This window comes from Streptomyces sp. NPDC001222 (assembly GCF_042896945.1).
GTDB classification, from domain to species: domain Bacteria; phylum Actinomycetota; class Actinomycetes; order Streptomycetales; family Streptomycetaceae; genus Streptomyces; species Streptomyces gibsoniae.
The window spans coordinates 93,128-106,637 of record NZ_JBIAXT010000020.1 but is presented as its reverse complement, the minus strand read 5'-3'; the positions used below and the strand labels follow the sequence as shown (position 1 = coordinate 106,637).

Annotated in this window: 11 protein-coding genes and 1 riboswitch; of the genes, 6 read left to right on the top strand and 5 right to left on the bottom strand. The window is 71.2% G+C overall.

Annotated elements, in window-relative coordinates:
- Positions 1-31: 31 nt before the first annotated feature.
- Positions 32-904, bottom strand: a complete 873-nt coding sequence (locus tag ACFY2Z_RS25325) for an MBL fold metallo-hydrolase (protein WP_390746385.1) — start codon at positions 902-904, stop codon at positions 32-34.
- Between the two features lie 12 nt (positions 905-916).
- A riboswitch (guanidine-III (ykkC-III) riboswitch) is annotated at positions 917-986 on the bottom strand.
- Positions 987-1,319: 333 nt separating this feature from the next.
- Here ACFY2Z_RS25325 and ACFY2Z_RS25320 point away from each other — a divergent pair.
- The 5 genes from ACFY2Z_RS25320 to kdpA all read left to right on the top strand — a co-directional run bounded on the left by ACFY2Z_RS25320 (position 1,320) and on the right by kdpA (position 6,563).
- Positions 1,320-1,655, top strand: coding sequence for an SAV_915 family protein (locus tag ACFY2Z_RS25320; RefSeq protein ID WP_390746384.1), 336 nt, complete (start codon positions 1,320-1,322; stop codon positions 1,653-1,655).
- 99 nt (positions 1,656-1,754) lie between these two features.
- Positions 1,755-1,844, top strand: a complete 90-nt coding sequence (gene kdpF / locus ACFY2Z_RS25315; protein WP_311698337.1) for a K(+)-transporting ATPase subunit F — start codon at positions 1,755-1,757, stop codon at positions 1,842-1,844.
- Entirely contained in the window at positions 1,844-4,009 is a 2,166-nt protein-coding gene (kdpB, locus tag ACFY2Z_RS25310; RefSeq protein WP_390746383.1) for a potassium-transporting ATPase subunit KdpB, read from the top strand. Before kdpF ends, kdpB begins: the two co-directional genes overlap by 1 nt.
- Positions 4,010-4,020: 11 nt before the next feature.
- Complete coding sequence (locus ACFY2Z_RS25305) at positions 4,021-4,908, top strand: potassium-transporting ATPase subunit C (protein ID WP_390746382.1); 888 nt, start codon at positions 4,021-4,023, stop codon at positions 4,906-4,908.
- 5 nt (positions 4,909-4,913) lie between these two features.
- Positions 4,914-6,563 (top strand): potassium-transporting ATPase subunit KdpA, encoded by a 1,650-nt coding sequence (kdpA, locus tag ACFY2Z_RS25300; RefSeq protein ID WP_390746381.1) that lies wholly within the window; start codon positions 4,914-4,916, stop codon positions 6,561-6,563.
- Positions 6,564-6,704: 141 nt separating this feature from the next.
- On the opposite strand, the gene ACFY2Z_RS25295 is transcribed toward kdpA, so the two are convergent.
- From ACFY2Z_RS25295 to ACFY2Z_RS25285, 3 genes are all read right to left on the bottom strand, one after another.
- Positions 6,705-7,223 (bottom strand): hypothetical protein, encoded by a 519-nt coding sequence (locus ACFY2Z_RS25295; protein WP_390746380.1) that lies wholly within the window; start codon positions 7,221-7,223, stop codon positions 6,705-6,707.
- Positions 7,224-7,377: 154 nt separating this feature from the next.
- The gene (locus ACFY2Z_RS25290) at positions 7,378-8,154 is read right to left on the bottom strand and encodes a GNAT family N-acetyltransferase (protein WP_390746379.1); all 777 of its coding nucleotides are present in this window, start codon (positions 8,152-8,154) and stop codon (positions 7,378-7,380) included.
- Between the two features lie 214 nt (positions 8,155-8,368).
- Positions 8,369-9,181: an SDR family NAD(P)-dependent oxidoreductase gene (locus tag ACFY2Z_RS25285; RefSeq protein WP_390746378.1), complete on the bottom strand. Its 813-nt coding sequence runs from the start codon at positions 9,179-9,181 to the stop codon at positions 8,369-8,371.
- Between the two features lie 1,180 nt (positions 9,182-10,361).
- Here ACFY2Z_RS25285 and ACFY2Z_RS25280 point away from each other — a divergent pair.
- Positions 10,362-11,774 (top strand): hypothetical protein, encoded by a 1,413-nt coding sequence (locus ACFY2Z_RS25280; RefSeq protein ID WP_390746377.1) that lies wholly within the window; start codon positions 10,362-10,364, stop codon positions 11,772-11,774.
- On the opposite strand, the gene ACFY2Z_RS25275 is transcribed toward ACFY2Z_RS25280, so the two are convergent.
- Positions 11,771-13,348 (bottom strand): Na+/H+ antiporter, encoded by a 1,578-nt coding sequence (locus tag ACFY2Z_RS25275; RefSeq protein ID WP_390746376.1) that lies wholly within the window; start codon positions 13,346-13,348, stop codon positions 11,771-11,773. The genes ACFY2Z_RS25280 and ACFY2Z_RS25275 overlap by 4 nt on opposite strands.
- Between the last annotated feature and the right edge of the window lie 162 nt (positions 13,349-13,510).

Here is a 13,510-nt window from a genome sequence, read left to right as displayed (position 1 = left end):
ATCCGGTGCCCGGCACGCCCGCGGACCAGGTTCACGGGCACAGGATGAAGTCGGGAAAGGCGCGTCGAGCGGGCCGGTCACCGACCTCCGCGAGCGCCGCACGGATCTCACGCAGATGGCGTGTGGTCATCTGCAGCGGGGGCTCGTCGGGCTGGTAGGTGGTACGGATCGGGTAGTCCACGCCCGGCTCACGGGTCATCTCGATATGACAGCCGAGCACGTGGGTGACCGGCCTCCCGTCGCTGAACTCGATCAGGCGGTCGACGGTCCGGGTGAAGGCGGCCCGGTCCTGGATGTAGAGCCTGCCGGGGTAGACCGTGTCGCCCGTGAGCAGGAACCCGGTCCACGGGTCGTAGAAGGTGACCGCCGCGTCGTGATGACCCGGGGTGGCCAGACACTCCAGCACCCGACCGCCCAGATCGATGCGCACCACGGCGTCGGGGTCCTCGGTGAACCCGAAGTACTCCCAGGCGGTGGACCGGTCCGCGGCCACCACCGTGGTGGCGGGACGGTCGGCGAACTGGGCGTCGCCCGCGACGTGGTCGCCGTGCGGGTGGGTGTGCAGGACCAGCAGGCCGTATCCGTCCCGGGGGTTCCGGGTGAGCCACTCCGCGACGAGTTCGTCGACCGTCCGGCGCAAGGGGAAGTACTCCGCGGACGCGGTGGCACCGGTGTCGATCAACACCGCCTGATCATTGCCGAACAGCAGAAACAGAAAAGGCGCTTCATAGTTGACCGCCATGTTCTGCCGCAGGATGAACGTGTGCTCGTCGTAGCCGTGGACCTGGATGTCCGGGTCCGAGTTGTGCTTGGCCGACGGCGAACCATGGATCCACCGGACGTCGAGCGCACGCGGCTCGGGCATCCCTGCGGCGAAATCGACCCACGACATGCCCGTATCCATGACGACTCCTTCAGTGCGTCGTCTTGGCAGGCCGGGTACGGCGCACATCTCGTCCGGGGCAGGCACGGGTACGAGCCGCCGCGGCGAAGCTACCACGAGGCCGGGCCGACTGATCATGGCAATGACAGGCGGCGAGGCCGGTGCGGCGGTGGCGCACCAGAGCCGGCGCTTGTCAGTCCTTAATCGATACTAGTCGGTTCGATTCATAGGAGGACGAGATGTTCGCGGCTGCCGGTCGCCGCTCGTGTCAGTGCCACGTCAGCGTCCGCTCCGTAGTCGTCAGCATCGCGTCATGAGCCGGCGCTGGACCGGGGTGGGCGGGCATACCGTCAGCGATGCCCCGTCCCGCAGCCGCGTGTCCGGGGCCGTCAAGCGGTTCGACCTGGACCCACACGGGTCCCCTCGGAGGTATCCCATGGCACAACTCCCGTGCGGCGAAGACCCGGAACCCTCTGATCGGTTCCCGGCCGGGCCTCTGCTCGTTCCGGTCCGGCCGGGACCATCGGGGTGTGTGGCGCGTATCTTCCGCACACCTCTCGGCCACCGTACGGCCGTCGGCTTCACCTCCGAACACCGGCTGATCGCGGCACTCGGGCCCGAGCAGACATGGATCAGGCTCGCCGAGCCGGCGCTGCGTGCGCTGACCGCGTTGCTCGGCGTCACCACCGTCACGGTGGATCCCGCATTCACGGCCCGGGCCTCCCGGCCGCTGAAACCCGTCGTTCCCGCGCTCGCGCTGCGCGCCGGCTGAGCGGCGAAGCCCCCTGATCCGCCTCCGGGCGGGCGACGGCCCGGCCCTCGCCCGGAGGCGTTCCACCCATCCCCATTCCGTACGACATGTGAGGTCCCTGTGGCGGCCGAGAACATTGTCGGGCTGATCGTCTCGATCGGCCTGCTGGCCTACCTTGTGGTGGCCCTGATCCAGCCGGAGCGCTTCTGATGAGCGCGCCCGCACCCGTGAGAGAGAGAACCGAAGAGGCCGTACAACCCACCCTCCCGGGCCCCACTCGGCGGATCGGCGCCGGGCTGCTCGATCCGAAGCAACTGTGGCTCGCTCTGCCCGCCGCGTTGCGCAAGCTCAACCCGGTGACGCTGGCCCGCAACCCGGTCATGTTCGTCACCGAGATCGGCGCGGCGCTGACCACCGGCATCGCGGTCGTGCACCCGTCGCCGTTCGGCTGGCTGATCACTGTCTGGCTGTGGCTCACGGTCGTATTCGCGGGTCTCGCGGAAGCCGTCGCCGAGAGCCGCGGCCGCGCGCAGGCCGACAGTCTGCGCGGTATGCGCCGCCAGACCGTCGCCCGACGGCTCACCGGCTGGCGTCCGGGGGCCGCGGAGGGCGCGTACACCGAAGAGGCCGTCGGCGCAGGGGAGTTGCGCCGCGGTGATGTCGTGGTCGTCGAGGCCGGGCAGTCGGTGCCCGGCGACGGTGACGTCATCGAGGGTGTGGCCAGCATCGACGAGTCGGCCATCACCGGAGAATCGGCGCCGGTGATCCGCGAGTCGGGCGGCGACCGCTCGGCCGTGACCGGCGGCACTCGCGTGCTGTCGGACAGGATCGTCGTACGTATCACGCAGGACCCGGGCGAGTCGTTCCTGGACCGGATGATCTCCCTGGTGGAGGGCGCCGACCGGCAGAAGACGCCCAACGAACTGGCTCTGAACCTGCTGCTGGTGATGATGACGTTCGTCTTCCTGGTGGCGGTCCTCACGCTCCAGCCGATGGCGATCTTCTCCAAGAACTTCATGGCGGCGGCGCACGACACACAGGCGCTCACCGCCAACGGTGTCACCGGGATCGTGCTCGTCTCCCTGCTCGTCTGTCTGATCCCCACGACCATCGGCGGACTGCTCTCCGCGATCGGTATCGCGGGCATGGACCGGCTGGTGCAGCGCAACGTGCTCGCCATGTCCGGACGCGCGGTCGAGGCGGCCGGCGATGTCAACACCCTCCTGCTCGACAAGACGGGCACGATCACCTACGGCAACCGGCGCGCGAGCGAGCTGCTGCCGCTCGGTTCGGTGACCGGTCGGCAACTCGCCGACGCCGCACTGCTGTCGAGCCTCGCGGACGAGACGCCCGAGGGCCGCTCGATCGTCGAGTACGTGCACGAGCAGTTCTCCCTGGAGCGGGAGACGCCCGAGGACGCCGAGTGGGTGGCCTTCTCCGCCACCACCCGTATGTCCGGCGTGGATCTGCCCGGCCGCCGCCGGCTGCGCAAGGGCGCGGCCTCCGCGGTCGCGGGCTGGGCCGCGGACAACGGCGGCACCGTTCCGGTGGCCCTGGACGCCAGTGTGGAGCAGGTCTCGGCCTCCGGCGGCACTCCGCTCGCGGTCGCCGAGTGCGTCGGTGACGGACCGGCCCGACTGCTCGGTGTCGTCCACCTCAAGGACGTCGTCAAGCCCGGCCTGCGCGAACGCTTCACCGAGCTGCGCCGGATGGGCATCCGGACGGTCATGATCACCGGTGACAACCCGGTCACCGCGAAGGCCATCGCCGAAGAGGCGGGCGTCGACGACTTCCTCGCCGAGGCCACCCCGGAGGACAAGCTCGCCCTGATCAGGAAGGAACAGGCGGGCGGCCATCTCATCGCCATGACCGGCGACGGCACCAATGACGCGCCGGCCCTCGCGCAGGCCGATGTCGGCGTGGCCATGAACACGGGCACGTCGGCCGCCAAGGAGGCCGGCAACATGGTCGACCTCGACTCCGACCCCACGAAGATCATCGACATCGTCGAGATCGGCAAGCAACTTCTCATCACCCGGGGCGCGTTGACCGCGTTCTCCGTCGCCAATGACATCGCCAAGTACTTCGCGATCCTCCCGGCCATGTTCGGCGGGGTCTACCCGGCGCTCGACGCGATCAACATCATGCGGCTGCACTCGCCGACGTCCGCGGTCCTGTCGGCCGTCATCTTCAACGCCGTGATCATCGTCGCCCTGATCCCGCTGGCCCTGCGCGGCGTGCGCTACCGGCCCAGCGGCGCCGACGCCCTGCTCACCCGCAATCTGTGGATCTACGGCCTGGGCGGGCTGATCCTGCCCTTCCTCGCGATCAAGTCCATCGACGTCGCCGTCGTCCAGTTCATCCCCGGGATCTAGAGGGCCCGACCATGAACCTTCTGTCCAGAATGCACCCCTGGGTGGGCCACCACGTGGCCGCGATCCGGGTGGTCATCGTGCTCACGCTGGTCCTCGGACTCGCCTACCCGCTGGCGATGACCGCCATCGCCCAGATCCCCGGTCTGCACGACAACGCCCACGGCTCCCGGATCGCCGGGGGCGGCAGCAAGCTGATCGGGCAGTCCTTCCTCGACAAGAAGGGCGACCCGATCCCGTCCTACTTCCAGCCCCGGCCCTCCGACGCCGGTACCGGCTACGACGCCTCGGCGTCGGCGGCCGGCAACCTCGGCCCGGAGTCGACCGTCGACGTCCTGCCGGTCAAGGGGCAGCCCGACTCCGGGAAGCAGAGCCTGCTCACCCAGGTCTGCTCGCGCAGCAAGGCGGTGGGTGAGCTGGAGCACGTCGACGGCTCCCGCCCGTACTGCACGGCCGACGGAGTCGGCGCGGTCCTCGGCGTGTTCCGTGACGGCGGCACGACCGGGAAGGCCACCGGTGTGGTCAGCCTCGACCAGGCATGCCCGGCCAAGCCCTTCCTGGCCACGTACGAGGGGGTGACGGTCGAGTGCGCCAAGCCCGGCGCCGACTACAGCAAGGCTCTCGTCACCCCGATCCGCGGTGACGCCCCGGCGCACCCTGCGGTCCCGGCCGACGCGGTCACCGCGAGTGCCAGCGGCCTCGACCCGCAGATCAGCCCCGCCTACGCGGAGCTTCAGACGCCCAGGATCGCCCACGCCCGTGGGATGAGCGAGACGGCCGTGCGCAAGCTCATCGACCGGTACACCAGCGGACGCGGTCTGGGCATCCTCGGGGAACCCGCCGTCAACGTCGTGGAGCTGAACGCAGCCCTCGACCGCACCCAGCCCGTGAAGGGGGCCTGAACACCATGTACGGCTGGCTCCAGGCCACCCTGATCCTCGCGGTCGTCGTCGGACTCCATGTCCCGCTCGGCGACTACATGGCGCGCGCCCTCGACGGCGGCCCCCACAAGCGTGCCGAACGCGTTCTGTACAAGGTCTGCGGCATCGACCCGGACAGCGAACAGGACTGGCGGCACTATCTGTTCGCCCTGCTGGCCTTCAGCCTGGCGGGTATCGCCGCGCTCTTCGCCCTCTTCACCCTCCAGGCCGAGCTGCCCTGGTCCACCGGTCACGCGGGCATGCCGTGGCGGCTGGCGCTGCACACCGCGGTCAGCTTCACCACCAACACCAGCTGGCAGAACTACGCCGGCGAGTCCACCACCGGCCATCTCGCGGTGATGGCGGGCCTCGGCGTCCAGGCGTTCGCCTCGGCGGCCGTCGGCATCTGCGCCGCGCTCGCCCTCATCCGGGGGCTCGTGCGCCGCGACACCGATCGCCTCGGCAACTTCTGGGTCGACCTCATTCGCACGACCTTCCGGATCATCCTCCCCCTGTCGATCGTCTTCGGCCTCGTCCTGATCGCTCTGGGAGTACCGCAGAACCTCGACGGCGCCCACACCGCCACCACCCTCGCGGGCGGACAGCAGACGCTGCTCGGCGGCCCGGTCGGCTCGTGGGAGCCGCTGAAGCTGATGTCGGGCGACGGCGGCGGCATCTTCAACGCCAACAGCGCGCACCCCTTCGAGAACCCGACGGCGTACACCAACGCCCTCGAGATCGTGCTGATGCTGCTGATCCCGACCGCGTTCATCCGCACCTACGGCCGCATGATCGGCTCGCTGCGCCAGGCCTGGACCCTGCTGGCGGTCGTCGGCATCCTCTTCGGCCTGCTCCTGGCCGTCGGCAGCATCGCTCAGAGCGCCCACAACGGCACGGTGACGCAAGCCGTCGGCGGACAGTACGAAGGCACCGAGACCCGCGTCGGCATCCCCGGCTCGACCCTCTTCGGTGTCGCGGCCACCGGCTCGGCGGACGGTGCGGCGAACGCGTCGTACGACAGCTTCTCCAGCATCGGCGGCGGGGTGCTGCTGTCGGCGATGATGCTCGGCGAGATAGCCCCCGGCGGCACCGGCAGCGGACTGTACGGCCTGATCGTGGCGGTGATGATCGCGGTCTTCATCGGCGGCCTGATGGTCGGCCGCACCCCCGAGTACCTGCGCAAGCGGATCGGGTTCCCGGAGATGCGGTACGTCGTCCTGTACGCACTGGTGGCCCCGACGGCGATCCTCGGCTGCTCGGCGATCGCGGTGGCCCTCGGCGAGGGCCAGTCGTCCATGGGCAACCCCGGGCCGCACGGCTTGACCGAGCTGGTCTACGCCTACACCTCCAACGTCCAGAGCAACGGCAGCGCGATGGCGGGCTTCAACGGCGCCACCGACTTCCACAACCTGCTCATGACCGCGGCGATGCTGATCGGCCGATACGTCCCGATGGTGTTCCTGCTCGCCCTCGCCGGACGGCTGGCCCGCCGGCAGCCGGGGGTGGTCACGGTCGGCACCCTCCAGGCCCGCGGCGTCAACTTCGTGGCCCTGGCCACCGGAGCCGCCCTCATCCTGGCGCTGCTCAACTTCCTGCCGGCCCTCTCCCTGGGGCCGCTGGCGGAGGGGCTGCTCTAGCGTCCCTGACTCCCGGTCGGGTCGGCCCTCCCTCACTCACACCGGCCGACCCGACCGGGCTCACACCCTGGCGCACGCAAACGCCGGGCGGAGGACACCAGTGTCATGCGCCCGGCCGCTGCCTTTGTGGGACTCGCGAGATCAGGAAAGCCCCGACGCCCGGAGCACCGCCTCCATCGCCTCGTCGTCGATGCGCCGGCCCAGCCGTTCCAGTACGTCCGCACCGTGCCGCAGCGTTCCGCGCTCCAGGGAGCGGCGGACACCCGTGTCGAGCAGGTGCCAGAGCAGGGGGTTGGCCACGAGGACGCGGGGATCGAGTTGCATGCGGTGGCCGTGGACGTCCCGCAGGACGAGATGGCAGGAGACGCCGTCGTACTTCCGCACGGCTGCCAGCGCATCGGTGTGGACGATGTGCCGACGCCATGGGGTGCGTACCGCGATCCAGCCCGGACCCGCGCTCACCCGGTGCGGCAGCAGAACGGTGCACACCGCGGCCGACAGGGTGCCCCAGAGCAGGGCGCGCGGTGCCGTCAGGGTGCCGGCGTCCCAGTCGACGAGAAAGGCCAGCGCGCCGAACAGCACGGCGCAGCTCACCGCGAGCCAGGCGCTCCCACGCCAGTGGCGGTCGTCGGCCGGGTCCACAGGTCCACTCCATCGCATGTCGCGGAGGCTAAGGGGCCGTATGGGGCGCGGCGACCGCTGCTGACGGAGCCTGACGCCGTACGAGCCGTCCCTGACGGTTTCCATACGCACTTCCTCGACCCGGCCCGCCTCGACGCGCGGTCCGGTGGGCGCGGTCCGGTTCCGTCGGGCCCTAGACGCTGAGCCGGTCGTGTGACACAGGGCTGCCCACCGCGTAGTGGACGTACTCGCGGACCAGGCGGAAACCGGCGTTCCAGGCCAGGAGGCGGCTGGCGCGGTTGTGGAGCGAGCAGTTCCAGCTGGGCATGTGGCCGCGGGCCGCGATGTCCGCGCACAGGGAGGTGACGCAGGCCAGCGCGAGATGGTGGCGTCTGCGGTCGGGGACGGTGTAGACGGCCACGTCCTCATAGCGGCTGCCGCGGAAATAGGTGCAGGCCACCGCCAGGATGCGACCGCTGGGGCCCACGGCGGCCCAGGCGTGCCCGGAGGCGGCGAGGCCACGCGTCCCGCCCCAGCTGGCCGAGAGCCAGGACGCGTCCGGGCCGAGGGTGTGCACGGCGTCGGCGTCCGCCGGAACCAGGTGCCGTACGGTCACCGCGTGCGGCACGGTGGCGGGCTGGGGCGTGGCTTGGAGCGTCCAGACCATGCGCTCCCAGGGGGTGAGCCGGTCGAAGGCGGCCCCGAGGGCGGGCAGGAACCGTGGCGAAGCCTCGACACGGTTGCCGGCCAGTGGCGCGAAAAGATTCGGAGTCAGCTTCTCGGGGCTACCGCGCAACACGACATGGCCGGCGCAGGAGACGGCGACCGCGCTCGGCCGGACGGGGTGGTCGGCCCACCAGCGGCCGATGCTCGTCTCCGCGACGTGCTCGCCGATCGTGGCGGGACCGGGGGACCCCGAGGGGAACCAGTGTGCGAGCGCCCGGGGGTCCGGCGGCGAGATCTCGATCATCAATGCCTCGTGAGGTCGGGGAGGGGATACGGATCGGGCGGGCGACCCGGACATCGCTGTCCCCGGTCGCCCGCCCCTCACATGGACGGCGTGCGCCGCCGCGTTCGGTCAGCCCCCGTTGGCCTTGTTGCCGTGGTTGGCCTTCTTCTTGCGGCGGGCCTTCTTCTTGCGTGCGCGCTTGGACACGTACAACTCCTTCTGTTCGAAAGGCGCTTCAGATGGCGCTTCGGCCGACCAGCAGGTCCGCCAGCTTGTTCAGACGCTTGACCGTGCGGTCCTCGGTCGCGGCCGGCGCCGGTTCGACCCGCTCGTCACGGTCGTAGTAGGCGCCGTTGACGATCTCCACGGCCGGGTCGCACAGCCGGACCATGTGCCCGGCACCCACGGCGGCGGAGACACCCTCGTGCGCGTAGAGCGGCAGCAGGGCGGTGTCGCAGACACCCGGGTGCACGGAGACGGCGGTGACCCGCGGGTCGGCCGCGAAGACCGTGAGGGCGAGCTGCGACTGGGCGTAGGCCGCGATACGGGAGTAGCGGCGGGCGCGGTTCGGGTCGGCCCACTGGATGGAGGCCGTGCGGTGCAGGGAGGACGAGACGTTGACGACGCGGCCGCCCGGCTCGGAGATCAGCGCCGGCTCCAGCAGACAGGTCAGCAGGTAGTGGGCGAGGAAGTTGACCTGGAAGGCGATCTCGTTGCCGTCGTCGGTGACCGTGTGCCGCTCGGGCGCGGCCATCCCCGCGTTGTTGACGAGGACGTCGAGGTGCGGGTGTGCGGCGACGATCGTGTGCGCCAGCGACTCCACCTCGTCGAGGTGCGCGAAGTCGGCCCCGTACGGGCGCAGTTGGCCCTCCGGGACACCTGCCGTGGCGACCAGGCGGTCCGCCGCCGCGTGCGCCTCCTCGGCGGTACGGCCGTGCACCAGCACGGTGGCGCCGCGCTCGGCGAGCTGACGGGCGGTCTCGTAGCCGATGCCTGAGGTGGCGCCGGTGACCAGGACGGTACGGGAGGAAAGGGTGGAGTCGGGCATGATGCCATCCGTAGTTGCGGGCACGCCTGCACGGCCCCGGCGCGGGGCGGTGGGCGTGCGGTGAGAAAGGAAGAACGAGGAGCGCCGGAGCCGATCACGGCGCCCCTCGGGTTCACGGAAAGCGGCGTCCCTGGGACGCGGGGGTCGGCGGGACGCGGACGCTTCCGGTCAGCGCGGCGCGCGACACGACGGCCGAGTGGGACTCGGCGGTCGGTCGAAGAGAAGCCAGGCGCTGTTCACGAGAACCATGGAAACCGGGGCGCACGGTCCGGGCAAGAAGAAACGCCGTGCCCTGACACAGCTCTGACGTGCGCTTACGGCTCCTTGACAGGTGGGTCGGGCCATCGGGCGCGGCTCAGCCGAGGCCGGGCGCACCCGAGATCAGCAGGTCGATCAGCTTGATGCCCACGAAGGGCAGGACGAGGCCGCCGAGGTCGTAGACGAGCAGGTTGCGGTGCAGCAGGTGGTGCGCGGACGCGGGGGTGTAGCGGACGCCGCGCAGCGCCGGCGGGATCAGCGCGCCCGGTCTTCGCCCTCAAGGCGTGACGCCGGGGCCTTCTCGGGGGCAGCGGGAAGTATGGACACCTTCGTGTCTGGAGGGTGACAAGGACAGCGGCCGGGGTCCGTGCGGTGCCGGGGCCCCGGCACCGCACGGTGACGCACGGACGCCGCGCGGGACGACGACAGACGCCGTGCACGGGCCTGCCCCGCGGACACGCGGCGGACCGGCTGCGTGCCGCTACGGAGTGACGACCTCTCACTCGGGGGCCGCTGACGTCCGCGGCCCCCGTGGGCGGCCGACAGCGAATCTAGCCCCCTTCCCCGTCACGACCGTCCTGCTCGGCAGGGAATTCGCGGCACCTGTACGGGCCCGCGCCGAGGCCGTCAAGGGCGCGTCAAACGAACCTGTCACGGCGTCAGGAGCACATCAACGCGGGCCGTTGACGGCCTGAACCCGTCGCAGACTGATCGGCAACGGGGGACGGGCGACCGTCCGTGGCGTGATGTTGGAGGGACCGTGACTCTCACGGCCGGAACAGCGCAGGGTCCTCGGACCGAGGGGAGCGCGTCGCCACGGCAAGGGCTGGTCGCCTCGTCGGGGGGCGGCCCCGGACCGCTCAGAAGAGGGAGTTCGCGGACGGGCGGACGCGGTCCGGGGCACCGCCTCCGACAGCGGGCCGTGGCCGCGCGGGCCGCTCTGCGCCGCCGCTACTGGGCATCCGTGCCCGCGCGGCTGCGCCTTCTGCGCGCGGTCACGGTACTGCTCGCCGCCGCCCTCGCCGTCCTGCTGACGGGGGCCGGGTTCGCCGTTCTGGGTGCGTGGAGCAGCGTCGCCGATCGCGACGCGCCCCGCACCACCAGCGCCGCCGATCTCGATCTGGCCCTGAACGACATGGACGCCCAGGCCGCCAACATCCTGCTGTCGAACGGCGATGCGGGCAAAGGGCGCCTGCAGACGCCGTACACCAAAGCCGTCGGCCACTACGGCGACGCCCGGCGCGAGATCGGCCACGATCTGCGCACCCTGGCCGTCGCCGCGCAGGGCAGCCGCGCCGACGAGCGGACCGTGGAATCGCTGACCGACGACTTCGCCGAGTACCAGGAGCTGATCGGCCGGGCTCTGGAGAACGACGGCCACAGCGGAGGCAAGGCCGCCGCTCTCGCGGACCACCGCCGCGCGACCGACCTCCTGCGGACGCAACTCCTGCCCGCCGCAAGCACCCTGGTGTCCTCGAACAACGCGGCCTTCGGCACCGAGTACGCCTCGGCCCGCTCCACCCTGGACACGCAGCTCGCCGCCGTCCTCGCCCTCGGCGCGCTGCTGCTGGCCGTGCTCGGCGTCCTGCAGTGGTACCTGACCCGCCGCTTCCGGCGCATCCTCAGCCCCGGGGTGCTCGCCGCCACCCTCTGCACCCTGCTCGCAGTGATCCTTGGCTCCCAGATGCTGTCCGCCTCCGCCGCACATCTGCGTGTGGCCCGGCACGACGCCTTCGACTCCGTCGTCGCCCTCTCCCGCGCCCGCGCCATCGCCTACGACGCCAACGCCGACGAGAGCCGCTATCTGCTCGATCCGCAGCGCCGCGCGCAGTACGAGGAGTCGTTCCTCGCCAAGTCCCAGCAGCTGTACGGCCTGAAGGACACCACGCTGTCGACGTACAACGCGAAACTGGACACCACCTGGCAGGCGTACCGCACCGATCATCACGCCCTCCGCTTCGCCGGCGAGTTCCGCCGCGAGCTGGACAACATCACCTTCCCCGGCGAGCGGGCCGCGGCCGAGCAGACGGTGGAGACGTACGCGGTCTACCAGCGCGACGACCGGAAGATCCGCGCGCTGCTGGCGGCCGGCAAGGAGCGGGAGGCGGCCGAGTTCTGCATGGGCTGGGAGCCGGGCACCTCCAACGCGCACTTCGGAGAGTGGATGGCCGCCCTGGACAAGGTCGCGGGCATCAACCGCGCCCACTTCACCTCCTCCGTCAGCGAGGGCCGTTCGGCGGTGAACGGCCTGCTTCCGTGGGCCGCCGGGTTGTCGGTGGCGGCTGCCCTGCTGTGCGTGCTCGGGCTGCGCCCCAGGCTGGCCGAATTCGCCTAGGCGTCCGTCAGCCGGGCCTCCTCCAGGTCCAGGGCGCGCTGGAGCCGTCGGCGGGTGGTGTCGCTGATGCGGTGTGCGTCGTACAGGCTCTGCAGTTCCGCCGTCTCCACCGCTATCAGGTCGCGGCGCAGCTGGCGGTAGACCCGGTCGGCGGACTCGGTGGCCACGCCGGCGGTGCCCTCGCTCTCCGTGAGGCGGTCGCGGGCGTCCTCCAGGCGGGCGGCCAGGCCTCGGCGGAGCCGGTCGAGGACGACATCCGGTACGACCTCCAGCTCCGCGAGTTCCTCCAGACGGGCAAGGCCGGCATGGGCCAGTCGGGAACGGGCCTGGGCCTCCTCGCGCGCTGTGTGGGCGGGCTCCAGGGCGATGCCGGAGGCATGGACGACCGGGGCGAGGGTGAAGCCCTGGACGACGAGGGTGACGACCACGACCGCGGTGGTCAGGACCAGCACCAGCGGCCGCCCGGCGAGCAGTGTGCCGTTCCCGGCGATCTCGGGGATGGACAGGGCGGCGGCCAGCGGCATCACCCCGCGAGTACCGGCCCAGGTCAGCACGACCGGGACACGCCAGTTGGGCCGGCCGATCCCACCTTTGCGCTGCACGACCGCCGACAGGGGAGCGAGCCACAGCAGGCGTACGGCGACGAGCGTGGCGGCGACCGCGAGGGCGTACAGCGGCCAGGACCGGTCACCGTCCGCCAGCGCCCGCACCTGGGAGGGGAGGGCCAGCCCGATGAGGCTGAACACCACGCTCTCCAGAAGGAACACCACCGTGCCGTAGACCGCGTGCAACTGGAGCCGTATGCGGGCGTTGGTGAGCCGGTCGCCGCGTCCGCCGAGGACCACGCCGGCCACCACGCACGAGGTGACGCCGGAGGTGTGTGCCGCCTCGGCCAGCAGATAGGCGGCATACGGGGTGACCAGCGCGATCACCGTCTCCAGCACCGGGTCCTCGGTACGGCGCCGGATCAGCGCGATCACCCCCGCCACCGCCGCCCCGATCACCGTGCCGCCGCCCGCGAGCACCAGGAACTGCGAGCCTGCGGCGCCCCAGTTCGCGGCCGTCGAGGCCACGGCGATGCCCGCCGCCACCCGGACCAGCACCAGCGAGGTGGCGTCGTTGAACAGGCTCTCCGCCTGCACCAGGACCTGCACCCTGGGCGGGAGGGCGAGCCGGCGGCCGAGTGCGGTCACCGCCACCGGGTCGGTGCTGGCGAGCACGGCGCCCAGCACGAACGCCATCTGCCAGGACAGGGGAGTCGCGAGCGCCGCCACCGCTCCGACGGCCGCCGCGGAGGCGAGGACCAGACCGATGGCGAGGATGCCGACCGGTTTCCACACCGCGCGCAGCTCCCGCCAGGGCATGTCCTCCGCGCTCGCGTACAGCAGCGGCGGCAGTACGACGAGGCCGATGACCTCGGGGCTGATCCGGATCTCGGGGGTGCCCGGGAGCAGGGCCACGGCGAGACCGGCGACCACGAGTAGAGAGGGGGCGGGGATGCGCCATCGGCGCGCGAAGGTGGATACCACCGTGGCGAGCACCACGAGGGCGAGTACCGTACCGACGCTGCGCATGCCGTCCCCCTGGGAATACGGAAGCCACCCTGGCCCCCGGCCGACCAGACTTCCCGGCACACCGGCCCCCACCCTATCGGGCCAAGCCATATCAAGACAGTGTCAAGGTCGCCGGGACCGGCGCCAAGGAACCGCTAACAACCGCACCGACCGCCCGGCGGA